The sequence below is a fragment of the Candidatus Acetothermia bacterium genome, assembly GCA_024653305.1.
In the GTDB taxonomy this organism is placed as follows: Bacteria; Bipolaricaulota; Bipolaricaulia; order Bipolaricaulales; family Bipolaricaulaceae; genus JACIWI01.
In genome coordinates this window covers 1-23,118 of the sequence record JANLFW010000009.1, presented here as the reverse complement: position 1 = coordinate 23,118, position 23,118 = coordinate 1, and the positions used below count along the sequence as shown (strand labels likewise).

At 67.9% G+C, this 23,118-nt stretch carries 21 protein-coding genes, 2 tRNA genes and 2 riboswitches; of the genes, 10 read left to right on the top strand and 13 right to left on the bottom strand.

What is annotated here, in order from left to right; genetic code table 11:
* Nucleotides 1-403 (bottom strand): transposase family protein (locus NUV94_04640; protein MCR4392067.1); only part of this gene is annotated, 403 nt, incomplete at its 3' end.
* 474 nt (nt 404-877) lie between these two features.
* Here NUV94_04640 and NUV94_04635 point away from each other — a divergent pair.
* A complete protein-coding gene (locus NUV94_04635) occupies nt 878-1,777 on the top strand; it encodes a recombinase family protein (protein MCR4392066.1) in 900 nt (299 codons plus the stop codon).
* Nucleotides 1,767-2,318: a hypothetical protein gene (locus NUV94_04630; GenBank protein MCR4392065.1), complete on the top strand. Its 552-nt coding sequence runs from the start codon at nt 1,767-1,769 to the stop codon at nt 2,316-2,318. The genes NUV94_04635 and NUV94_04630 overlap by 11 nt, the downstream gene beginning before the upstream one ends.
* On the opposite strand, the gene NUV94_04625 is transcribed toward NUV94_04630, so the two are convergent.
* Together NUV94_04625 and NUV94_04620 are read right to left on the bottom strand one after the other, a co-directional pair.
* Nucleotides 2,297-2,372: transfer RNA gene (locus NUV94_04625), tRNA-Arg, on the bottom strand. The two genes, NUV94_04630 and NUV94_04625, sit on opposite strands and share 22 nt — an antisense overlap.
* An 84-nt stretch (nt 2,373-2,456) precedes the next feature.
* Nucleotides 2,457-2,551, bottom strand: a tRNA-Ser gene (locus NUV94_04620).
* 82 nt (nt 2,552-2,633) lie between these two features.
* On the opposite strand from NUV94_04620, the gene NUV94_04615 reads away from it, so the two are divergent.
* From NUV94_04615 to NUV94_04590, 6 genes are all read left to right on the top strand, one after another.
* Nucleotides 2,634-3,455 (top strand): HAD-IIA family hydrolase, encoded by an 822-nt coding sequence (locus tag NUV94_04615; protein ID MCR4392064.1) that lies wholly within the window; start codon nt 2,634-2,636, stop codon nt 3,453-3,455.
* The gene (locus NUV94_04610) at nt 3,443-3,823 is read left to right on the top strand and encodes a cyclophilin-like fold protein (protein MCR4392063.1); all 381 of its coding nucleotides are present in this window, start codon (nt 3,443-3,445) and stop codon (nt 3,821-3,823) included. Before NUV94_04615 ends, NUV94_04610 begins: the two co-directional genes overlap by 13 nt.
* Nucleotides 3,824-3,843: 20 nt before the next feature.
* Complete coding sequence (locus tag NUV94_04605; GenBank protein ID MCR4392062.1) at nt 3,844-4,725, top strand: cation diffusion facilitator family transporter; 882 nt, start codon at nt 3,844-3,846, stop codon at nt 4,723-4,725.
* 122 nt (nt 4,726-4,847) lie between these two features.
* Nucleotides 4,848-5,483, top strand: a complete 636-nt coding sequence (locus NUV94_04600) for a hypothetical protein (GenBank protein ID MCR4392061.1) — start codon at nt 4,848-4,850, stop codon at nt 5,481-5,483.
* 82 nt (nt 5,484-5,565) lie between these two features.
* Entirely contained in the window at nt 5,566-6,735 is a 1,170-nt protein-coding gene (locus NUV94_04595) for a saccharopine dehydrogenase NADP-binding domain-containing protein (GenBank protein ID MCR4392060.1), read from the top strand.
* Nucleotides 6,736-6,747: 12 nt separating this feature from the next.
* Nucleotides 6,748-7,083 carry an MGMT family protein gene (locus NUV94_04590; GenBank protein ID MCR4392059.1) on the top strand — a complete coding sequence of 112 codons (336 nt, stop codon included), beginning with the start codon at nt 6,748-6,750 and terminating at the stop codon, nt 7,081-7,083.
* 17 nt (nt 7,084-7,100) lie between these two features.
* Here NUV94_04590 and NUV94_04585 read toward each other — a convergent pair whose 3' ends face one another.
* From NUV94_04585 to NUV94_04555, 7 genes are all read right to left on the bottom strand, one after another.
* A complete protein-coding gene (locus tag NUV94_04585) occupies nt 7,101-10,034 on the bottom strand; it encodes a PKD domain-containing protein (GenBank protein MCR4392058.1) in 2,934 nt (977 codons plus the stop codon).
* Nucleotides 10,035-10,116: 82 nt separating this feature from the next.
* Nucleotides 10,117-11,130 (bottom strand): dockerin type I domain-containing protein, encoded by a 1,014-nt coding sequence (locus tag NUV94_04580; GenBank protein ID MCR4392057.1) that lies wholly within the window; start codon nt 11,128-11,130, stop codon nt 10,117-10,119.
* A 39-nt stretch (nt 11,131-11,169) separates the two neighbouring features.
* Nucleotides 11,170-12,099: a hypothetical protein gene (locus tag NUV94_04575; GenBank protein MCR4392056.1), complete on the bottom strand. Its 930-nt coding sequence runs from the start codon at nt 12,097-12,099 to the stop codon at nt 11,170-11,172.
* Between the two features lie 63 nt (nt 12,100-12,162).
* Nucleotides 12,163-12,678, bottom strand: a complete 516-nt coding sequence (locus NUV94_04570) for a hypothetical protein (protein MCR4392055.1) — start codon at nt 12,676-12,678, stop codon at nt 12,163-12,165.
* 43 nt (nt 12,679-12,721) lie between these two features.
* Nucleotides 12,722-12,796: riboswitch (cyclic di-GMP riboswitch) on the bottom strand.
* A gap of 124 nt (nt 12,797-12,920) precedes the next feature.
* Nucleotides 12,921-13,376, bottom strand: coding sequence for a hypothetical protein (locus NUV94_04565; GenBank protein ID MCR4392054.1), 456 nt, complete (start codon nt 13,374-13,376; stop codon nt 12,921-12,923).
* A 26-nt stretch (nt 13,377-13,402) separates the two neighbouring features.
* Nucleotides 13,403-13,477: riboswitch (cyclic di-GMP riboswitch) on the bottom strand.
* A 137-nt stretch (nt 13,478-13,614) separates the two neighbouring features.
* Nucleotides 13,615-14,454 (bottom strand): TRAP transporter TatT component family protein, encoded by an 840-nt coding sequence (locus tag NUV94_04560; GenBank protein ID MCR4392053.1) that lies wholly within the window; start codon nt 14,452-14,454, stop codon nt 13,615-13,617.
* A 74-nt stretch (nt 14,455-14,528) separates the two neighbouring features.
* On the bottom strand, nt 14,529-15,536 hold the full coding sequence (locus NUV94_04555; GenBank protein ID MCR4392052.1) for an NAD-dependent epimerase/dehydratase family protein: 1,008 nt from the start codon (nt 15,534-15,536) through the stop codon (nt 14,529-14,531).
* Between the two features lie 242 nt (nt 15,537-15,778).
* On the opposite strand from NUV94_04555, the gene NUV94_04550 reads away from it, so the two are divergent.
* Together NUV94_04550 and rimI are read left to right on the top strand one after the other, a co-directional pair.
* Nucleotides 15,779-16,138: a hypothetical protein gene (locus NUV94_04550; protein ID MCR4392051.1), complete on the top strand. Its 360-nt coding sequence runs from the start codon at nt 15,779-15,781 to the stop codon at nt 16,136-16,138.
* Nucleotides 16,139-16,147: 9 nt separating this feature from the next.
* Nucleotides 16,148-16,609 (top strand): ribosomal protein S18-alanine N-acetyltransferase, encoded by a 462-nt coding sequence (rimI, locus tag NUV94_04545; protein ID MCR4392050.1) that lies wholly within the window; start codon nt 16,148-16,150, stop codon nt 16,607-16,609.
* 23 nt (nt 16,610-16,632) lie between these two features.
* On the opposite strand, the gene NUV94_04540 is transcribed toward rimI, so the two are convergent.
* The 3 genes from NUV94_04540 to NUV94_04530 form a co-directional block, all read right to left on the bottom strand.
* Complete coding sequence (locus NUV94_04540; protein ID MCR4392049.1) at nt 16,633-19,413, bottom strand: cation-translocating P-type ATPase; 2,781 nt, start codon at nt 19,411-19,413, stop codon at nt 16,633-16,635.
* A 42-nt stretch (nt 19,414-19,455) separates the two neighbouring features.
* Nucleotides 19,456-21,297 carry a sodium/proton-translocating pyrophosphatase gene (locus NUV94_04535; GenBank protein ID MCR4392048.1) on the bottom strand — a complete coding sequence of 614 codons (1,842 nt, stop codon included), beginning with the start codon at nt 21,295-21,297 and terminating at the stop codon, nt 19,456-19,458.
* Nucleotides 21,298-21,504: 207 nt separating this feature from the next.
* Nucleotides 21,505-22,935: an Ig-like domain-containing protein gene (locus NUV94_04530; GenBank protein MCR4392047.1), complete on the bottom strand. Its 1,431-nt coding sequence runs from the start codon at nt 22,933-22,935 to the stop codon at nt 21,505-21,507.
* Nucleotides 22,936-23,118: the final 183 nt, after the last annotated feature.

Below are 23,118 nucleotides of genomic sequence, written 5' to 3'. Positions count from 1 at the left end.
CCCACAGCGACTCGATCCACGGGTTGTCCTTGGCACCCCGTTCGGCGTAGGACACCCGCGCCCGGTCCCGGATCAGGGGCGCCTGCAGCCAGTCGTAGCTCGTGTACACCGCGTCCTCGTCGTGGTGCACGATCAGCCCCTCTGTCCCGTGGCCCACGTGCGCCAACGCCTCCTTCACCCGCTCCCAGCATCGCAGGGCGAGGGCCCGGTCCGCGCTCGAGCCCACCGCCCACCCCGGCGCCCACGCGCTCCCCACGTCCACCAGCGCCATCAGGTGCGCCTTCCTCGTCCCTCCGGTGTACCGGAGCTCCGTGAAGTCCGCCGAGAGGGCTTGGAGCGGCCCCATCGCTCTTCCCTGCACGAGGTCGAGCTTGCCCCGTGCCTCCCTCAGGATCCTCCGCACCCCGCTCGGCCACGTTCCGGGGTAACGCCAGGTCCCACAGGTTGAGCCCCCTCCGCAGCCGCTTGTGGTTCACCGGAAGCCCGCGGGCACGGAGTTCAGCCCCGATCCGCCGGTGCCCGTACGCCGGGTGGTCGTTCACCGTCAGCGCCCCTTCAAGAGATTTGTCAGGAGCGCGATCTCCACTTCTCGCCCACCACCCGCTCCAGGTCCGCGATCCTCTTCTCGTACGCCCTGACCTCCTCCTTGCCCCCGAACACCTCCGGCCCCCGCTCTCAGGAACCGCCGCTTCCAGGTGGACAGGGTCACCGGGTGGATCCCGTACGCCCTCGCCACCTCGGCTTCTGCCCCCCCGGCCCTCGGCGCGCAGCGCCTCCTTGGACTTGAACGCCGGACCGTACCTCCCGTTCTGCGATCTCACGTCATCCCCCTCTGTTCCCCGGGGAGGATACACCCGCCCGTCCGTTAGTCGTCCCGGTGGTTCCGCTTGACGGGCGCACCCCGCTGCCCGAGGCCCTACGCAAACACTGCGTTGAGCGGGGACACACCATCGTTGGCGAGTTTGTGGACGATGGCTGGAGCGGGACGACCGACCAGCGCCCCGGGTTTCAGCAGATGGTCGACTTCGCCCTAAGCCACAGCGACGAACTCAACGCGATCCTCGTGTGGAGCTATTCGCGCTTCAGCCGTGACAACTTGGACGCGCTCCTGTACAGAGACCGCCTGGCGAAGAAGGGCGTGGCGGTCGTATCGATCTCTGAACCCCTCGCAACGGGCCCCGAGGCGGCCCTCACGGAAGGCCTCCTTCATGCGTTCAACTCATATTTTCCGAAGGTTCTTGCCCGGGACGTGATGCGGGGTATGCGCCAGGCAGCGCGAAGGGGATCGTATCCGCTCAATACCGCACCCTACGGCTTCTCCCGGGTCGAGAAGGCAGAGGGGCGCGCCCGGCGGTTCACACTTGTCCCGAAAGACGACGAAACCGCTCTCGTGAAGCGCATCTTCCGCGAGTACGTACACGAGGGACATGGCGCAAAGGAGATCGCAGACCGGCTCAACGGGGAGGGGCTCCGCACGCGAGCAGGAGGGGCGTGGTCGGTCAACCGTGTGCTTTCGGTCTTGTCCAACCCGATCTACGTTGGGACGCTGCACATCAAGTTCTCGAGCCCGAACGCCCGGTACCTTGCTCCCGAGGACCGTGAGGTCGTGATTGAGAACTGGTGCGAACCGGTCGTTGATGAGGCGACGTTCGCTGCGGCCCAAACCTGCCGGGAGCGGCGCGCACGGACTCACCCCGCAACGCCGGTACTGGTACTACGTTTGCGGCACCTTCTGGCGTTCAGGCCGATCGGCCTGCCCCGCGCGGATGGTCCCTAAGGACTGGCTCGAACAGTTGCTGTTGGAGCGCATCCGGGACGTCCTGCTGGCCGAGGAGAACGTAGCGAGCTTGATCGAGGCTACGCAACGCGAACTCGATGCGGAGCTGCCGCGCCTCGAGGACGAGCGGGCGAGCCTTCAGGGGCAGATCCTCGAGGTGCAGGGGCGCCTGGAACGGCTCGTCGATGCCCTGGAAGGGCGGTCAAGCTCGACCCCCACGATCTGGCGACGGATCCAGGAGCGGCAGGCGACACTGGCGGTCCTGGAGGAGCGTCTGCGGGATCTAGAGGTGCAGATCGCGCACGCAACGGAGTGTCGAGTGGACAAGGCTGACGTGCTGCGCCGGGTGGCCTTTTTGAGGGAGAACCTCGCCTCGGAGCCCACATCGACCCAACGGGAGATCCTGCAATCGTTCGTGCGTCAGGTAACGGTTGGCAATAAAGAGATCGCCATCGAGTACGCGTTGCCTCGGCCCACCGCACCACATGCCGGGCTCGGCGTTCTCAATCTGGAGTCGTCTGGTACGCCCGGCAGGATTTGAACCTGCGACCTCTGGCTCCGGAGGCCAGCGCTCTGTCCCCTGAGCTACGGGCGCATCACTACGGTTGCGAGTTTACGGTTTGGAAGTTCGAAGTACAATCCCAGGAACTGAGAACTTGCGAACCTCGAACCCCCTTGTTGGCGGAGGGAGTGGGATTCGAACCCACGGCCAAGCCTCAACAGCCTGGCTACGGCTTAGCAAGCCGTTGTCTTCGGCCTCTCGACCATCCCTCCGGTAACGTTCAATTCTATGCCCAAAACGTGCGCCGTGTCAACCACAGGCGAACCTACTGTGGAACCCGGTATCATTGAGCCCATGACACCGAGACCGGGCACGCATCGGTCCCCCTTGGACCGCTATTCCGCGTTTCTGCTGGACGTGGACGGCGTCCTGGTCCACGGCCGCGAGCCTATCCCCGGAGCGGCGGAAGCCCTGGCCCGCCTCCGGGAGCGGGGCCGGGTCGTCCTCCTGACCAACAACGCCACGCGCTCCCGGAAGGAGATGGCGGCACGGCTCAGGGACGTAGGCTTTCCCGTGACCGCGGACGAGGTCGTGCCCAGCGCCTACGTGGCCGCCCACCACCTGCGAGAGAAGTACGGCCCGGTGCGGTTCTGGTGCCTGGGTGAACAGGGACTGGTCGAGGAGATGGCCCTCGCCGGCCACACCCCGGTCCCACCGGAACAAGCGCAGTGGATCGTGGTCGGGATGGACCGCACCTTGACCTACGATAAGCTCAACCAGGCCCTCCAGGGCCTGCTTGCGGGAGCCCGGTTCCTCGCCACCAACCGCGACGCCACCTACCCCACCGAGCACGGGCTCGTCCCCGGGGCCGGGGCGGTGGTGGGGGCGCTGGTGGGCATGGGGTTCGAGCCGGAAGAGGTGTTGGGCAAGCCCTCCGCGACCCCCTACCGCGTCGCGTTGGAGTTGGTCGGGGCCCCGGTCGAGCGGGCGCTCATGATCGGTGATCGGCTGGAGACGGACATCCTCGGCGCCCAGCACCTGGGGATGGACACCGCCCTGGTGCTGTCCGGTGTGTCCGCCCGGGAGGACATCGCCCGCCAGGGGATCTGCCCCACCTGGATCGCGGCGAACCTGGCCGCCCTGGCCGCAGGCGAGCTCGAGCCATGGAGATCGTGATCGAGAGCGAAGCGATCGGGAGGGTCTCGGCGCAGCTGTCCTCGGACCTCGCGCCGGCCACGGTGCGGGCCATCGTCCAAGCCTTGCCCATCGAGGCTGAGGCCCGACGATGGGGGGACGAGGTGTACTTCGCAATCCCAGTCCGGGCCGGACCGGAAGCTCAGGTGGAGACGGTGGAGGCAGGGGACATCGGGTACTGGCCCCCTGGGAACGCCCTGTGCATCTTCTTCGGACCCACCCCGGCTTCCCGCCATCCCGGCGAGATCCGTCCCGCCAGCGCCGTGAACCCCGTCGGCCGCGTCCTCGGTGATCCCAAGGTGTTCGCGAGCGTCCGCGACGGCGACCGGATCGTGGTCCGCGCTGCCTAGTCTGGCTATACTCGGCCGCCATGGCCGGATGGAGGGACGAAGGGCTGCGCATCACCCTGATCGGGGTCGGGATCAACCTCGTCCTGACCGGCCTCAAGTTCGGGGTGGGCTTTCTCAGCGGGTCGATGGCCCTGGTTGCCGACGGGGTCCACTCGCTTTCCGACATGGCTACCGACCTCGTGGTCATCGGGGGATTGCGCCTGGCCCGGCGGCCGGCCGACCGCTCCCACGCCTATGGGCACGGGAAGTTCGAGACCCTGGCCACGACGCTTGTGGCCCTGGCCCTGGTCGCCGCGGGCGGGTGGCTCGCCTGGGAGGCGGTGGCGGCGTTGTTGCGCGGGGGAATGTCCGCCCCCGGCCCGGCCATCGCTGGGGTCGCCGCGATGTCTGTGCTCTCCAAGGAGTGGTTGTTCCGGGCTACGCGTCGGGTCGCCCGCCGACTGCGCAGCTCGGCCTTGGAGGCCAACGCTTGGCACCACCGCAGCGATGCGCTCTCCTCGGTAGCGGTGCTGTGTGGAGGGGGGGTCGCGGCCCTCGGGTTCGCTCAGGGGGACCAGGCCGCGACGATCGCCGTGGCCGTCCTGATCGGGTGGGCAGCGGTGGGGATCCTGCGCAAGGCCGTCTACGAGCTCACCGAGGGTGCCCTGAGCGAGGCCGAGCAAGGCAAGGTGGCCCGGGCGATCACGGGCGTGGATGGCGTAAAGAGCTGGCACAAGCTGCGGACCCGCTCCGTAGGCCGGGGGGTGTTCGTGGACGTACACATCGAGGTCGACCCCACCATCTCCGTGCAGGATTCCCATGCCATCGCGTCCCAGGTGGAGCAGGCCGTGCGCGGCGCCCTGAGTGGGGAGGTTTCCGTGGCCGTCCACGTGGAACCGGCCGGAGAGGACAAGGACGCCTGAAGCCCGGCCTGGGGCAAGTACTCCACGTCTTCTCCTGCGCCGCGCCTCCACGCCCCCTGCACCATCCCTCCATAACGCCCGGTCATCCTTGGCCACCTCTTCGTGTACGAATGGAGGCATCTATGGTTCAGGAAGTGGCTTGGGAAACGCGGTGGCACTGGGCCCTGATGGGGACGGTGTTGGCCCTTCTCCTGACGTGGCCGGTGATGTTCACCTACGCCGCGGAGGAGGATATCGAGGTCCTGCAACGCATCCACGCGGAGGTCATCCCCACCCCCGGCACGGACACGAGCTACGGGATCCCCCTGGCATGGGCGAACCTGCCCCAGTTTCTCGACTGGTTCTACACGGTCACCCTGACCCCGGCGGAACGACAGGTGTTCGAGGACGCCCTGAGCCAGCTCGTCGCCCCGTGCTGCGACGACAACACCATGGCCCGCTGCTGCTGCTGCGAGAAGGGAGGGCGGGGGTGCAACTTGGTCCGCAGCGGCAAGGGCCTGGCCGCCTACCTCGTCCACAACAAGGGATTCGCCGCCACGGAGGTACGTGCAGCGGTGCTCCAGTGGCTGAAGTTCGTGCGCCCGGACTACTACGTGGCCCGAGCGCTCCAGGAACGCGGGATCTCCCCGGCCGCCTATGGCCTCACCGCCCACGGCTCCTGCTACCGCGGGCTATGCGAGGTGGCGATAAGCCAGGGCGGCTGCGGGGGGATGAACGCCCTCATCGAGCCTGAGGCCCAGGGCGAGCCGACGAGCTAGTGTCAGGGACCCGTGATCATTCCCGGTCCCAACTTGGCAGGCGCCGCCCACGCCCGCTACCCTCCATTTGAGGAGGACCGTGGTGGGATATCGGTACGCGGTGGCCGGTGCGGGAAGGCAAGGGGTGGCTGCGGCCTACGACCTGGCCCGACACGGGGACGCAGAACGGGTGACGCTGGTCGACCGGGACCTCCGGGCCGCCCAAGCCGGGGCGGCGCGCGTCAACGCGCTTGCGGGGCAGGAAGTGGCGCAGGCGCTGGTCGGGGACGTGGCCCAGCCCACCGCGTTGGCACCGGTGCTGGCGGAGGTGGATGGTCTCCTGTCCGCTGTGCCGTACCGGTTCAACCTGGCGCTGACCGAGGCCGCCATCGCTGCCCGGGTGCACATGGTGGACTTGGGCGGGCATACCGGGATCGTGCGCCAAGAGCTCCTCCTCGGCCCCCACGCGGAGCGGGCCGGGATCACCGTGGTTCCCGACTGCGGCATGGGCCCGGGGATGAACATCACCCTGGCCCTGGCCGCGATGTCCCTCTTGGACACGGCTGAGGAGGTGCGGATCTACGACGGCGGGCTCCCTGAGGACCCAAAGCCCCCGTGGGGGTATGCCCTCCTGTTCAGCGCTGGCGGCCTGATCAACGAGTACGACGGCGACGCCTACTTTCTGCGGGACGGCGCCGTCACCCCGGTGCCGGCCCTGTCTGAACTGGAGGAGCTGGATCTACCCCCTTTGGGGCGCCTGGAGGCGTTCGTCACCTCCGGGGGCCTGTCCACCATGCCGTGGACGTTCGCCGGCCGACTGCGGACCCTGGAGAACAAGACCCTCCGCTACCCCGGCCATTGCCTCCTGTTCCGCGCCCTGCGCGACCTTGGGCTGTTCTCCCAGGAACCCCTCCCGGTGGGCCAGAGCGCGATCATCCCGCGGGAGGTGCTGTTGGCCCTCTTGGACCAGGTCCTGTTCGACCCTGACGTGCGGGACGTGTGCGTGATCCACGTGCGGGCCGACGGGCGCAAGGGCGGCCGCCCGGCCCAGGCGCGCGTGCAGGTTGTGGACCATTACGATCCGGCCACCGGGTTCCGGGCCATGGAGCGGCTCACCGGCTGGCACGCGGCGATCGTCCTCGCCCAGGCGGTGCGCGGCGAGCTGCCCGCGGGGGCGATCCCCATCGAGAAGGCGCTCTCCGGAGACCGGTTCCTGGCCGAGGCCCCGAAGCGGGGCTGGACCGTGGAGTGCTCCGTCCGACCGACGGACTGAGGGAGGAGCACGATGAGCACCCTGTACGAGCGCATCTACCGAGTGGTGCGGCAGATCCCGCTGGGAAAGGTGGCCACTTACGGCCAGGTGGCTCGCCTCGTGGGCCCGCCGTGCGACGCCCGGATCGTGGGCTGGGCCCTGGCCGCGCTGGAGGTCCACCCGGTGGACCCCCCGGTCCCCTGGCAGCGGGTCATCAATGCCAAGGGCAAGGTGAGCATCGGGAACGAGCAGCAGGAGCTCCTGGAGCAGGAGGGCGTGGCCTTCGATGTCCACGGGCGGACCAACCTCACCCGGTTCGGCTGGGATGGCCCGGAAGGGCCGACATCGCCGCCAAGGCCTATGGGTTGACGCCGCCGTGCCGGCGTTCAGGGCGCAGGGGCGACGTGCACTGGGAGCTCCAGACGGTCCTGCAACCCGGCGTCATCGGTCACGGTGAGGACCACCAGGTACAACCCGGGCTCGGCGAACGTCCACTCTGCGGTCGGGCCGGTGGCGTCGGCGGTGCCGTCCCCGGTGAAGTCCCATGCGTAGGCCACGATCTCGCCGTCCATGTCCAGTGAGCCGGACGCGTCAAACCGCACAGGCTGCCCGGCCACCGGCACCGCCGGCTTCCAGGTGAAGTCGGCCAGCGGTGGCTGGTACGTGATCACCACCTGCCGCGGCCGCTGCCAGACCCCGAACGTGACGTCCGCCACCTCACCGGAGGCGAGGCCCACCGGGATTTCCCCAGGGGTCGTGAGCTCGTACCGTTCGGGCAGCGATCCCGTCTCCACCTGCACCATGTACCGCCCGGCAGGAAGGCCGGGGAACGCGAACCGGCCTGAGGAATCGGTGAAGGTGGCCCGGGCCCACTCCGTGTCTCCCCGGACAAGGATGACGACGATGCCCTTTAGCCCAGGCTCAGTGCCGTCGCGGGTCCCGCTGCGATCACGGTCATCGAACGCCACACCGCGGATCTCCCCGAGCCGCTCGCAGGGAATGGGCACGCGGCTCCGCCCGCCCACCGCCACTTCCACCGTGATCGGGAGTTCATCTTTCTGCCGGATGCCGGATGGCAAGCGCTCCGCGGTCAGCGTGTAGGTGCCTGGCGCAAGCGGCGGGAACAGGAACCGCCCGTCATCCCCGGTGGAGACCTTCTTCTGGTCGGCGGTCAGCACCGCCCCGGCCACCCCTTCCTCGTCGGGATCGCGGACGCCGTTCCCGTTCATGTCGATGAACACCTCGCCCTCCAGCCATCCCCGGACCGGGAGGAACGGGACAGCCCAGGTGAACCGGTAGTCGAAGCCGGCGGAGAACTCGGCGAGCACGATACCCCCCGCCGCATCCCACGCCGCGTGCGCCCTGGCGATCGCGGAGAACGCCGGGGACACGGCGAACAGGAGCTCGAGCCCGGCCGCGCCTCCGTCCACGTCGTGCTTCCAATCGAACCTCAGGCGGTGGGTGGTGGTATGTACGGTCAAGCCGCCCTGGGCAGAGGAGGAAAGGAGCGTCCCGTCGCGGTCGCGCACGGCCCGCTGCTCCAGGGTCAGGGTGGCAGCGACCCCGGCTTGGGTGAGGGACACGCGCTGGCTGTACGCCTCGGTGACGTAGGCGGTGCCAGCAACAAGGTCCTCGTCCACCCGCCACCACCCGCCCAGCCGTAGCGTGAGGGCTGGCCCGCCCCCGGACAACGCCACCTCCAGCGCCCGCACGCGGCCATCGGTAGCGGGGACTGGCGCTTCCTCCCGCGCCCGCTGGGCGGACACGGCCGACGAAAACCCAAGCGGCCAGTCCGCTGGAGCCCATTCGAAGCCGGCGGTGAGGTCGGACCGGACCACCGTGGGAAGCGCGGGGCTTCGCCACGTGTTGTTCCTGAGCCAGCGCGACGAGAACCGGAACGCAACCCCAGTGGCGCTCATCCGGCCGGAGAGGGCGATCCCCTCCTCATCAGCCCGGTTGCTCGGGAAGTGGGGACCGACCGTGTACGCGTCCCCCTGGAAGAACAGCATCCGGCCCGATTTCGCAGTAACGCTGACCAGCAGCGCTCCATCCGCGTACGGCCCGGCCTGAGCGAGTCCCGCCTCCCCGCGGATCGTCAGCCCCTCTGCCAGGCGCCAATCGCCCCCCAAGGTGCCCCCCCGGACATGCGCCGTCCCGCCGCGCTCCTCCCGGTAGGCGAGCTCCGCCGTCCACCCGTCGGTGGCCCAGGCGGCGCTGCCGCCAGCCATCCCCTCATCGCCCGCCCACCCGGAGGCAAACACAACCGAGAACGGCGCCCACTCCGCCCACACCGCCATCCCCTGCACTGCCACCGGAAGCAGGAGCGGGGTCAGGGGCGCGCTTGCCCGTCCCGCTTCGGCCCGGACCGGTCCGCGGTCGTATACGAAGGAAAACCCGGTCAGCGTGTACGGGCGATCCGCCCACGGCCCGGTCCACTGGGCGGAGAGCACGAGCGAGCCGTCCAGGACCGTCCCTATCCCGAACAGGGTCAAGACCGAACTCCGCTGATCGGAGAACGGGTCCCACCCGAGCCGCCCACCGGCCCACATCTCGATCTCGGCAAGGTGCGTGCCCACCACCTGCTCCGGAACAGGAGGGAGAACCGTGGTGAACCAGGCCGTGCGCGCCTCCACCCCGGGGGCGGCGGTGGACCGCACGAGGACCGAGAGCACGTCCCGGCCGGGCTCCGCGTTCGCCGGGACGGACATCGTGATCCGGCTTGCCCCACGCTCCCCAGGGACCAGCGAAAGCTCCCGCGGCTCCACTTGGACGGCCCAGCCGTGGGAGGATGTGGCCTCGATCACGAACCGGTCCAGGACGTTCCCGCGGTTGACCACCTCGAGTTCGTAGGTCACGGATCGACCGGGATGGGCTTCGCCGCTCGGGGCAGGAACGGCCTCGATCGCCGCCACCTGCTCCACTTGGACCTGGGCCTCGCCCACCGCCTCACCGCCGTCCCACCGCGCCCGCAGCCGCACCGGGTACGTTCCGGCCTGGGCGGCTCGGAGGACGGCCACGGTGAGGAACACCACCTCCTCTTCGCCAACGCCAACCGTAATCAGCGCCGGCACCCCAAGCGAGCTCCAGCCCACGGGCAGCTCGACCGCGAGCGCCACGGCGATGGAACCCGCGGTTCGGTTCTCAAGCGAGAACACGTGGGTCACGAAGTCCCCGGGCCGGGCCATCTTGGGCGGCGACACGGCGGACACCGTCACCCCCTGCGCGGCGGCGCCTGCGCCGAAGAGGACGAGGGCAACGAGAACGGCCCGGACCGGCCTAAGCCCGCCCGGTGCCCCCAGGCGACACGGAGAAAACCTCATCGTGTCACGAACCTAACCGCTCCGGGGGACCGAGGGAAGGAAAGGGGTTTCGGCCGAATGGGAAGAACGGGAACCTTGGTAGCTACGGCGTTCGGGCCTTCAGAAGTTCCGCGAGCGCCGCCGCGTCCGCCTCGTCCACCACACCGTCGTTGTTGAAGTCAAACGCCCGCCCGTTGGCCTGAACGCCCGCGCTTCGCCAGCTCTCCTGGAACAACGCCACGTCTTGGCCGTCGAACACCCCGTCCCCGTTTGCGTCCTCGTAGAAGCCGTCCCCGTCGAGGTCCTGAGGCACGGGCCCGGTGCCCGCGAGGGGGACCAACGCCAGGGGGCGCACCCGCAGGGGGACTTGGCCGGCCAACAGGGGATCGCCTCCGATGTCCACTTTGACCAACACGTGGTACACCCCAGGGGCAGGGCGGAAGTCGGTGCTCACCGCTACCCACCGCTCGGCGCCGGGCAGGCACGGGAACGGGCTCAGGTTCGCCCCCACCACCCGATTCCCCTTGGCGTCGTAGACCTCGGCCTCGACCGTGACCTCGCGCAGGTTGAGGGTACCGATGTTGGCGAACCTAAGACAGAGCCAAAGCGGGTTCAGTCCCCGCACCTCGAGGGCGCGCACCTCGCCTGCGCGCTCGCCAGGGGGCACGGAGGCGTAGACCTTGATCCCGATGCGCTTGGTGACCAGCACCGTGGTCCCCTGGTGTTGCACCGGGCGGGGCTCCCCCTGCACGAAGATGATCCCCCAATAGGTGCCCCCCATCACCCCTGATCCGGGCACGCTGAGCGTCCCCACGACCTCCCGGGTCTCGCCTGGGCCGAGCATGAACGACGTCGGGGCCACGGAAAGCCACGACGCCAGCGAACGCGGCAGCGTCCCCGGGGGGTAGAACCGGTTCGTTCCATCGACATCCCGATCCCAGTCCCCGAGGTAAATGGTGAACTGCTCTGGAGTGTCCGTCTCGTTGCGGGCGATGAACGTGAACGTATGGACCTGCCCCGGAGCCACCGCCAGGTCCACCTCGAGGAGGTTCACCTCCAAGGCCAAGGCCGGCCCGAGCCATACTAGGGCCAGTCCCACGAAAAGACACGCCCGCATCGCCACGGTGGGAAGTATACCCGCAGAGAAAGGCCCAACTCAGGGGAGGGTGAGGGTGTAGCGGAAGCGGAGCTCGTAGGTGCCGGGAGGGACGGTATCGTAATCCACCCTGACCAAGAGGGCCATGTCCACCCAGGTCACCGCGGTCTGCCCCGTCCCCCTGGCCACGAGGACCGGGGTAGTGGTCAGGCCCTGGTAGGAGGTCTGGGCCGCGGTCACGGCACGACCGGTCCCCACCACCCGCCATTCCAGGTGCTCGCAGGGCTTGGCGGGAGAGGGCTCAGGGCCGGAGTAGTTCCAGGTGGGGGTTTCGGCGGCCACGTACAGGGACCAGGGGGCCCCGCTCGTGACCGTGACCCGCTGGGCCGGGGAGAGCTCGCGGAACCCCTGATCGTAGTCGGCCAAGGTGAGGATCCCGAGGTCCACCACCCCCGGGCTCACCGCCAAGGCCACCCCAGTTTGGTAGTATACCCGGACCGCCACCCAATCGAGCCGGATCCTCTCGGGAGGGCCACATGCCGCCGTGAGGCGCACCCGGAAAAGGCCGTACGCGAACTCACCTGGAGTCCAACTTCGACCCCACGTGTCGGCCGGGCCGCCCAGGATGTACGTGGCCTCGCTCGTCCCTAGGGGCCCGGCCCGATACCCCGTGGCGGTCCAGCTTGCGCCCCCATTCCACGAGAGCTCCACATACATGTAAGCAGCACCAGGCTTACCTGACTCCCAGACGTCGAGGCGGACCTCGATCCCCAGGATCGTGCTTCCCTCGGGGAGGGCGACCGCATAACCCCAGTACTGGTGCTGCCGCCCGTTCCGGGCCTCGGCGTAGAGGGTGTCGTCATAGTACGCCTGTGACCCGTTGGAGAAAGCCCCAAAGTCGGCTGACGGGTTGAGCCAGCCCGTGTCTTGGGCGAGCCCGATCGCCCCTACCGCAATGAGCGCCGCCAAAAGGAGCCTAAGGTGGCCCATGGTAGGATGAAGAAGGCAGCCCGGCTTCCAGAGGGAAACCGGGCTGCCAAGTCCTGTGCTGGGTCACGGCGCGGTGAGCGTGTAGGTGAACCCCAGGCTATAGTCGCCAGCGGGGTCGTTCTCCCAGCTCACCAGGACCCGGAAGTCCATGGAGAGCCGGATGTTGCCGCCCCGCTTGCCCGCGGCCACCTGGGCCGGGCTCACGTCCATCCCGGCGAACGAGCCGTTGTAGCTGTCCACGTGGGAAGGTTCGGTGGTCGCCGCCCGCCACAGGAGGTCGGTGGACGGCTTCGCCCACGGGGCGGTCCACGTCGCCGCGTCCGCGGCCACGGTTAGGGTCCAGTCCTTGTTGCTCCAGATGGCCACGCCCTGGGCGTTCACGATCTCTCCGTACCCGCGATCGTAGTCGGCCTCGGTCAATGCCCCGAAGTCGACGGTCGCCGTGGTCAGGCTAAGCCGGATCAGGGTCGGCACCGAGAACGTCGCGGTCGACCCCTGGGTCACGCTAGCCGCCATCCCCGTCACCACGCCCATCATCATCCCAGCCACCAACACCACAATCCACTTGCGAACCTGCATCGTTGCACCCCCAAGAAAGTTTGTTTTGGTTTCTTGGGGGTGTTTCGGCAGCCCAGCCGCCTCCGTGAGGCCTGTGGCTTTGCGTCCCCGGGTCGCCCCGGGTTTGCCGTTTCGATCACCCCAATCGGTTGTACCGCCAACGCACGTTCATCTTTCGGCTCCCACCTCCCTTCACCATGGGAGATTGCCACAAACGGGCTCTCCGTCAAGTGGCGGTTACGCTGGACCACGGGCACCATCCCTCACCCGCCGACCACGGTGTACACGAGGGTGACCGTCCCCCCGGTCCATGCCCCCGTCAGGGGGATCCGGAAGTCCACGGCCACCTCGTACTGGCCGAACTCCCCGCGGGTGAAGGACACGCCCTCCACGCCCACCGGAAGGTACGGCCCCTCCCCAACCCGGGCCTGGATCGTCCCCGAAACCTCAGGCTCCAGGACCCGCACCGAAAGCGTCCACGGCACGTTGCTCCGCACGAGGAGCACCACCGCCCCCCGGAGCTCCACGAACCCTTGGCTGCGGTCGACCGGGGTGGGCTCAGGGATCATAAGGGGAACGGCAATGCTGTGACCAGCCACCGACGCACCACGGAGGGAAACAGAGGTCAATATGGGAACGGTCATCTGGGCGATGGCGTTGTGGGACACGGAAGCTCCCATGCTCACCACGCCTGCGGCCACCACAGCCATTCCCACCATGACAGCCCACCCTTTTCTGGCCATTCTTCGGCAGCCCGGCCATCCCCGAGGGATCCGCGGCTTTGCGCCCCCACGTCGCCGTGGGTTTGCCCTTGTCGGAAGGCCAACCTCTTCCGAGCGCTAGCTGCCTGGTTTCGCCTCCTTACCCGTAGTTTCCATTATCTTTACGGGCGGAAGCATTATATACCCCTACCCGTGCCCTGTCAATAGTTCAGGCCTAGATCGACGGTAATCCGGGTTACCCACAAGGGGGGCTTCCGCCGCGCCCTGGGGCGAGGAGCGCGCGGGCCCGCTCCACCGCCATCCAGTTGTAGAACGGCCACTTCCCCATCACCGCCGGATCGGCGGCCTGGTCCAGGGCGGTGCGCAAGAGCCGACAGAACAAGGCCTGATCCCCGCGGGCCTTGGCGTAGAGCTCCGCGTAGTCCACGTAATTTTGGATGAACTCCGGCCCCACCTCGATCGCCCGGATGAAACACGCCTGAGACCGCTCCATGTCCCCACCCAGGAACCCCGGGGTTTGAGCAAAGAAGTTGGCGAGGGCCCGCTGCGGTCCACCGCCCCAGTACGCCTCGTCCAGCTCCGCCGCCCGGGTGAACGCGGCCAGCACGTCCCGGGTTCCACCGGTGAGGGCCGTCCAGTAGTGGTAGCTCATCCAGCGCCCGAGGTTGTTCCCATACCAGAAGATGGCGGCCACGTCCCGCGCCGCGCCCAGGGCGGCGCGGAACCCCTGGTCTTGCTCCACCCGCACGAACTCCGGGTCCAGGCGCAGGCTCGCCAGGGCGTAGCCCTTGCCCTTGTCGTAGGCCTGTTCCTTCTCCTTGTCCCCGGTCAGGTAGCCTTCGGCCAGCTCAAAGTAGGCCTGGGCGAGCCGGTTCAACACCTGGGTCCGCGTCGGCACCTGGTCAGGCGGGATGAGGGGGAGGGCCTCCTCCCACAGCGCGATTGCCCCCCTCAGCCGGGCCTCGTAGGCGGCGAACGCGAACGCCTGGCTCCAGCGGTCGTAGAGACGATCCGCCTCGGCGACGAGCGCCATCGGCTCACGGGCGGCGTGCGCCACGAGAGCGCTGCCGCACAAGGAACCCAACAAAATCAAGAACCCCCACGAACAAAGCCCAAGCCTGCCCAACATAACCCCCTTTGGATGAATGATCAGCCCTTCATCCGGGCGAGGTCAAGGCCATCCACGGCGCGAAACCAGTCCACGGCCTGGCGCAGGGCCTCCCGGGCCGGGGTTTGAGGGAAGCCCAGCTCCCGCACCGCCTTCCCCGGATCGAAGAACATGTGGTGGCGGGACATGCGGATCGTGTCCGGGGTCATCCGGGGGACGCCCCCGGTCAGGGCGCAGATCCCGGCGTTCAGGTAGGACAACGCCAACACCGGGTGGTATGGGAGCCGGACCCGCGGCGCGGGAAGGCCGGTGATCTCCGCGAGAAGCTGCAGCAGTTCCCGCATCGTCAAGTTCTCCCCGCCCAGGATGTACCGCTCCCCGACCCTCCCCCGCTCCGCGGCGAGCACGTGCCCGACCGCCACATCCTCCACCGCCACCACGTTCATCCCCGTGTCCATGTAGGCCGGCATTCGCCGGCGCAGAGAATCGCGGACCACCTGCCCGGTGGGGGTAGGCTTGACGTCGTACGGGCCCACGGGGAAGCTAGGGTTGACGATCACCACCGGCAATCCTCGCTCGCGGGCGAACGCGAGCGCCACCTGCTCGGCCAGGTACTTGCTGCGCTTGTAGTCGCTCGCGATCGTCCGCGGGTCCACCGGCGTCTCCTCGTCCGCCGGCCGGCGGTCCCCGCGCAGGCCGAGGGCAGCCACCGAGCTCGTGTACACCACCCGCTCCACCGCCGCTTCCAACGCCGCCTGGAGGACGTTCCGCGTCCCGTCCACGTTGATCTGGTAGATGAGCCGGCGTGGGCGGACCCAGAACGAGTACAGGGCGGCGGCGTGGAACACGAGCTTGCAGCCGGCGACGGCCGTTCGCACCGAACCGATGTCGCGGACGTCGCCCTCCACCAGCTCCACCGGAAGCCCGGCCAGGTTCCGCCGGTCGGAGTTGGGGCGGACGAGGGCCCGGACCTGGTACCCTCGGTCCAACAGCACCCGGACCACGTTCGCCCCGATGAACCCGGTCCCTCCGGTCACCAACGCCTTCATCTGCCCCTCGATTGTACCGCGAGGTCTGGCCGCTCCTTGGCCACCCCGGCCACCCACGCGAGGCCCTCCGGATCAAGCCGGCAGCGGCGTTGCCCCCGGAGGGGGCCGCGATGGTCCGGTACAATAGGCGAGCGAGGTCGGCCCGAGATCTGTGGTTCCTCCCTCGAACCGGCCGAGGAAGAACGCCGCCGGCGGACGGGGCCTAGGGCGGCCGCTTTAGGCACGCGCGGAAGGATGGACCGATGCGAAAGAAAGCGTACATTGGAACAGCAGTCGGGACCGTGGTAACAGCCTTGCTCCTGGTGATCCTGTGGCCGGCCGGAGACCCGCTGGCCGGGGTGGAGACGGTGGCCATCGTCGGCGACCCCACCGCCGCCGACGCGGTGCTGACGATCAAGGACGTGCGGGTCGACCGGGTCGAGCTCCTCATCGAGCAGGGCCGCGTCCTAGGACGGCTCAGCGCCACGTGCACGGTGACCGACGTGCGGACCGGGAAGGCGCAGGTGATGGACTTCTACCTTGCGTACCTTGCGCTGGAGAACGGGCAGGTCCGGGCGGACTTGGTGCCCCGCAAGTTCTGGCAGTTCTGGAAGCAAACCTGAAGCGGGACGATGCGGATCCGTCGGGCGAGCACGGAGGACCTGGGGCGAATCTTGGCCATCGAGGCGGTGAGCTTCCCCGATCCATGGCCAGAGGAGTTCTTTTGCCCGTACTTCGACGATGTGGACAGCATCGTTCTCGTGAGCGAGGCGGAAGAGGTTCTGGGGTTTCTCATCGCCGTGGTCGAGGATGATCCGCAGGGAAACCCGGTGGTTCACATCCACGACCTCGCGGTGGACCCGGCCCACCGTCGGAGGGGCGTCGCCACCGCCCTCCTCGACGAGCTCATCCGGATCGCCCGAGAACAGGGGATCAGGACCCTGCGCCTGGAGGTGAGGTTCGACAACCCGGAGGCGCGCGCGTTCTACCGGCGTCACGGGTTTCGCGAGACCGGCTGCGCCCCCTTGTACTACGAGGACGGCGGGGACGCGTGGTTGATGGAACGGGACCTCTCCGCTTCCCAGCCGCGGTAACCGCGGAGCGGAATCACAGGCGCTCACCGTTTGGCCCGCCATTCACGCCACAGCTTCCGCACCTCGACCACCAACGCGGTCACGAAGATCAAGGGCAGGACCATCGCCCACGTCCCCGGTTCCAGGGTCACGGTGTTGAACATCGGCTGCAGGAACGGGACATACACCACGAGCATCAAAAGCAGGAACGACGTCAGTACCGCCCACTGCATCCAGCGGTTGGAGAAGAACCCGATCCTGTGGAGCGGCACGTTCTCCGAGCGGGCGGTGTAGGCCCTCGCGAGCTCGGCCAGGACCAAGGTCGTGAACGCCAGCGTGTCCGCCTCGGCCGCGTACTTCCCGTGGAGGGTGAGGGCGTAGGCCCCAAGCACGGCGGCGGTGAGCGCCCCGGACTGGAACAGGATTCCCACCGCCATGTCCCGATTGATGATCCGCTCCTTCGGGGAGCGCGGCGGCCGGTTCATGATGTCCGGCTCGCCCTTCTCCAGTCCCAACGCCAGCGCCGGAGCCCCGTCGCTCACGAGGTTCAACCACAGGAGCTGGATCGCGGTGAGAGGCGCCGGCCACCCGACGAGGATTGCCCCGAAGATGATGGCGATCTCCGCGAAGTTGCAGGACAGGAGGTAGTACACGGTCTTGCGGATGTTGGCGTAGATGATCCGCCCCTGCTCCACCGCGGCGACGATGGAGGCGTAGTTGTCATCGGTGAGGACCATGTCCGCGGTGTGCTTGGCGACGTCGGTGCCGGCGATGCCCATGGCGATCCCGATGTCCGCTCGGCGCAGGGCCGGGGCGTCGTTCACGCCATCCCCGGTCATGGCCACGATGTCCCCCCGAGCCCGCAGCGCGTCCACGATCCGAACCTTGTGGTGGGGGGAGACGCGGGCGAACACGTCGATCTCGTCGATTTGGAGGGCCAACTCCCCCTCCACCATCCGATCGAGCTCGGCCCCGGACACCACGCGGCCGTTCGGGCGCAGGAGCCCAATCTGCCTTGCGATCGCCTCTGCGGTGGCGACGTGGTCCCCGGTGATCATGATCGTGCGCAGCCCGGCCTGGCGGGCCTTCTCGATCGCGGCAGCGACCTCGGGCCGGGGCGGGTCCTGCATCCCAAGGAGGCCGAGGAACACGAGCCGCGTCTCGACCGTCTCCGGATTGACCTCCTCGGGGAGGTCAGGGAGTGGCCGGTAGGCCACGGCGAGGACGCGTAGGCCTTCAGAGGCCATGGCCTCGTTGGCCTTTTGGATCTCAACCCGCTTGGCCTCGGTCAACGCGGCCCTCCCCGCCGCCTCTTGGACCTCTTCGCACAGAGAGAGGATCACGTCCGGGGCACCCTTGACCAGGGAGATGTACCGTGCCCCATCCGCTCGAATCGGGGCCCCGTAGTTCAGGGGGTGGATGGTGGCCATCCGCTTGCGGTCGGAGTCGAACGGGACCTCGGAAACGCGGGGAAACGTGGCGGCCGCGGCCTTGTCCAGCCCGGCCTTCATCGCCGCCACGATCAGCGCCCCCTCGGTGGGGTCGCCGATGACCTTGTACCCCTTCGCCTCCTGCCGGAGCTCGGCGTCGTTGCAGAGGAGGCCCGCCCAAAGGGACTGATAGAGGACGGGGTGATCCTGCGCCTGCACCTCTCTCCCGTCCAGGGAGAACCCGCCCTTGGGATCGTATCCCTGGCCAGTGACCCCGTACCCCCTTCCCCCGGCCCACACCCGGGTCACCGTCATCTGGTTCTGGGTGAGCGTGCCTGTCTTATCCGTACAGATGACCGTCGCCGAGCCCAGGGTCTCCACCGACGGGAGCCGCCGCACCAGGGCATGCCGCTTGAGCATCTCCCGCATTCCCAAGGCAAGGCACATGGTGACGATCGTCGGCAACCCCTCCGGCACCGCCGCCACCGCGAGGCTCACGGCGACGATGAAGAACCCAAGCAAAGCCGTGCGCGCCACCTGGAGGTAGGCCCCGAGCCCCTCCTGCCAGAGCACGCTGATCTGGGGGTCGCGGACGAGGGACAGGACGAACACAAGGGCACAGACGACGAGGACGACCGTGCCCAACACTTTCCCGAACTCCTCGAGCTTTCGTTGGAGGGGCGTTTCCTCCTCGGCCTCCTCGATCATCTCCGCGATCTGGCCGAGCTGGGTCGAGGTCCCGGTGCCGACGACCACCCCCCGCCCGCGACCGTAGACGACGGTGGTCCCCATGAACGCGCAGTTGGCCCGGTCGGCGATCGCCGTGTCTAAAGCGAGGACGGCCTCGGCCTTCTTCTCCACCGGGACCGACTCTCCGGTGAGGGAGGACTCATCAACCCGCATCTGGGCCGCCTCGATCAGACGCAGGTCGGCGGGGACGATCGCGCCCGCATCGAGGAACACGATGTCCCCGGGGATGAGGTCCCGGGCGGGGACCTTCGTGCGCACGCCGTCCCGCAAGACCTGGGCCTCGGGGGCCGCCATCTCCTTGAGGCTCGCGAGGGCCTTCTCGGCGCGGCTCTCCTGCAGCGCCCCCACGAGTGCGTTCAGGATCACGATGGCTAGGATCACTCCGGCCTCGACCCAGTCCCCGAGGGCCATCGTGATCGCCACGGCAACGAGGAGGATGAGGACCACGAACCCCTTCAGTTGCGCGACGATCCTCTTCCAGAACGGGGTCGGTGGGGTCTCGGGCAGGGTGTTGGGTCCATGTTCCTTGAGCCGTGCCCGCGCCTCGTCGCTGGAAAGGCCCACCGCCGGATCGACCCGCAGCCGGCCGGTGACCTCGGCGACGGGGAGGGCGTGCCAGGCGGCCTTGGTTTCCACCGTTGCCATCGTCGCTCCTCCTTCCCTCCGCGCGGTCCCCATAACCGCTGGCTATCTCCAGAGGAGGATCAGCACCGGGGCGAACACCTCGGCCACCAAAGACATCACGGTGATCATCGTGTTCAGAGACGGCCCGGCGGTGTCCTTGAACGGGTCGCCCACCGTGTCCCCAGTGACCGCGGCCTTATGGGCATCAGAGCCCTTGCCGCCCAGCGCCCCGGCCTCCACGTACTTCTTGGCGTTGTCCCATGCCCCGCCGGAGTTGGCCATGAACAGGGCGAAGATGATCCCGGTGAGGATGCTCCCGGCCAGGCACCCGGCGAGGGCTTCCCTGCCGAGGAGGAGCATCACCGCGAGGGGCACGAGGATGGCCAGGGAGCACGGGAACAGAAGCTCGCGCAGTGCCCCCCGTGTCGCGATGTCCACACACTTCTTGTAGTCAGGCCTGCCTTGCCCCTGGAGAAGCCCGGGGATCTCCCGAAACTGGCGCCGTATCTCCTCCACCATCCGCCCGGCGTTGCGGCCCACGGCGAGGATGAGGAGCGCCGAGAAGAGCGGCGGCATCATCGCCCCGATGAACAAGCCGATGATCACCGGGTAGCTGATGAGGTTGATCCCCCGGGCGAGGTCGATGCCCACGAGGTGGGTGTACGCGGCGAACAGGGCGAGCACGGTGAGGGCAGCGGCCCCGATCGCAAACCCTTTGGTGATCGCCTTGGAAGTATTGCCCTGCGCATCGAGCTGATCCACGATCTCCATCACGTCCTTCCCCAGGCCCCCTTGCTCGGCGATCCCCCGGGCGTTGTCCGAAATGGGGCCGAACGCGTCCGCGGAGATGATCGTGGCCACGATCGACAGCATCCCCACCGCGGCCACGGAGATCCCGTAGAACGGATTCACCCCGAACAGCTCGGCGAACTTCCACGCGGCCAGCGTGGCGACGCAGATCCCGAGGATGGAGGGGACGATGCTCACGAGGCCATAGGAAAACCCGGTCAGGATGTTGATCGCCGCTCCCTTGCTCGCCGCCTCGGCGGTGCGCCGGGTGGGCTTGCGGTCGATGGAGGTGAAGTAGTCGGTGGTCATCCCGATCACGATCCCCGCCCCGAGCCCGGCCAGGGGGGGAGGAACCTCCCCAGCCCCTGGTTCCCCGACATCCCCGAGGAACACACCGCTGATCGAGGCGAACAGGCCCATGGCAGCGATGAGGAGCGGGAGGACGGTGAGGATTCCCCCACCGAGCTCCGCGCCGAGGATCATCGCCGCGGCGATGGCCGCGATGTAGGAGTCCACGAGGTCGGCGCTGATGTCCGCCGTCTTCGTGTAGATCCCGCCGCCGGCCTTCGCGAACAGGGCGAGGGCGCTGGCCCCGAAACTGAACCCAAGGACGATGTTCGCCGCCTCAACCTCCGTCCACCCCAGCCCCCTCCGGCAGATGAAGTAGATGAGGCTCACTCCAAGGAGGGACAGGCCGACGATGGCCAGCCCCATGATCGCCCCGCCGTGGTAGGCGACGGGGAATGCCTTCTTCAGGCCCGCCCGCGCGGCGTTGGCCGTGCGCACGTTGGCCCTCACTGCTGCCATCATCCCCAACGAAGCCGCGATCGTCGAGCACCCCGCGCCGATCAGATAGGCGATGCCGATGCTTACCCCGTACACGGCCCCGTGGGTAACGCCAACCAAGACCCCAATCACCGGGGCCATGATCCCGAGGAACGCGGCCAGGGTGAGGTTCTGGCGCCGTAGGTAGGCCCTCGCCCCGTCCTGGATCGCCTTGGCGATATCCCGCATCTTCTCCGTGCCGCTGTCCTGGCTGGTCGCGTAACGATAAAGGTGGATGGCCAGCGCGATGGCAAGAAGCCCCGCCCCCGCCCCAAGGAACTCCCACGTCATCTGTGATCACTTCCTAATCTTGCAGGCCTGAGGCAACCGATTCGCAGTGCAGGCTTGCCACAAGAGGTCAATCTTGCCCCCGACCGGGGGTACCTGCAACCGATGGCCGTGGTCGATGGGCAATCGGCGAGACGGCGAAGACGAACGCCGCCCCGCCTCAGGCGGGGCGGCTGACCTACGACCGGGGCGCCGGATTGTGGAGAGCGGTTACCACCGCACTTTGATGCCGACCTTCCACTCCCAGTTCGAGTCGAACACGCTGAACTCGGTGGACACGCGCACGGAATCCCCTAACGCGAAGTCGAGCACGATCCGGGTCATGCCCCAGCCGAACAGGCGTCCCCGGTCGTCGAAGTAGGTGCCGATCTGCCACCGGCCCGGTGAACCGCAACAGGGGAGGATGGGGCCCGAGAACCACCACACCTCGAAGTAATCACAGTATCCAGTGACGGCGGCGTTCTTTTCGTCCACAAACGACGTGGCAGTGCGCACCTCGACCCCACCCTCGAGCTCCGTTCGCATCTCGAAGCCGTAGAACGCGATGCCGGATATGGTGGTGTCCTCAGTGACCACGTTGGTCAGCAGCCTCACGCAGCATACCCAGTCCGACTTGATCACCAGCGTGGGGACGACCTCCTTGGTCTGGGTGGTAAACCCGACCTCCACCCGGAAGTACAGCCCGAGGCTGGGGTACTGGAACCCAGGGATGGCGACATCGCCGGCGGTAACCGAGAACCTGTCGAACCCCTCCTTGGTCATCCGGAGCCGGCCGGCGAACGTGAGGTCACAGTCGGCCCAGGTCCACCGGGTGGTCAGGGTCTCCTCCACGAACTCCAGCGGGTCGATCCGGAACTTGGTGGTGCTGGTGAACGAGAGGTCATCCACCGCCCCCTGGATGGCGACCTGGGTGTAGGTGGTGGAGGGATCGCCGGTCAGGTAAACGGTGTGGGTGAGATCGAGCTCGAACAAACGGAACCGCGTATCGGTTTGCCAATAGGTGAACGATGGCCCAGTGGGATCGAACGCGAGGACCGATCTCACGGTGGCCGCTGTCCCCAACGGGAAGCCGACGACGAAGGCGAGCGCGGTCCAACCGGTGTCCGTCCAGGTAGCGCTGGCCTCAAGGCTGAACACGTCGTACTTGTAGAACAAGGTCAGGGCAGCCTTGCTCAAGCTCACCACGGGGGCCGTGTTGCGGAAGGTGACCCCGAGCTCCCACACCCCGGACAGGGTGGGGGGCAGGGCCGGTGGGCGAGTGACGTCGATGCGGACCACGGCCGTGGCGAAGAACCCAAAAGGATCGGTGACCGAGTACACGAACGTGTCCGTACCCACGAACCCCGGTTTTGGGGTGTAGACAAGCCTCACCCGGGCCAGGTTGGGGTCCGCGTAGATCACCCTAGCCAGGTCCCCATCCAAGGTCCCTTGGCTGGGTGCGCTCATGATGGTGAACGTGAGCGGGTGCTGCTCGGGGTGAGCGCAATCCACGCCTGCGTCCGCAGCCTCCAGCACCACCTCCACCGGGGTATCCCGGAGCGTGGTCACGAAGAGATCGGTCGCCATGGGAGGCGCCCCCACCGCGATCCCCCCCAATACGAGAATGAGTCCCCCTACCCAACTGCCCACCCGTCGCATCATCCGTCTCCCTCCCTTCCACGGTCTGGATGACGTAAATGGTGATGCCAGCTCCGGATGAGGCCCACCAGGATGGGTACGCTAGGGCTCAGTTTCGTCCTTGGAAGGGAGGACGGTCGTGTGCGATCCCCATTACGTTCATTGGCCCATGGGGCTGGAGGGACCGGATAACCCAAAACAGAAACC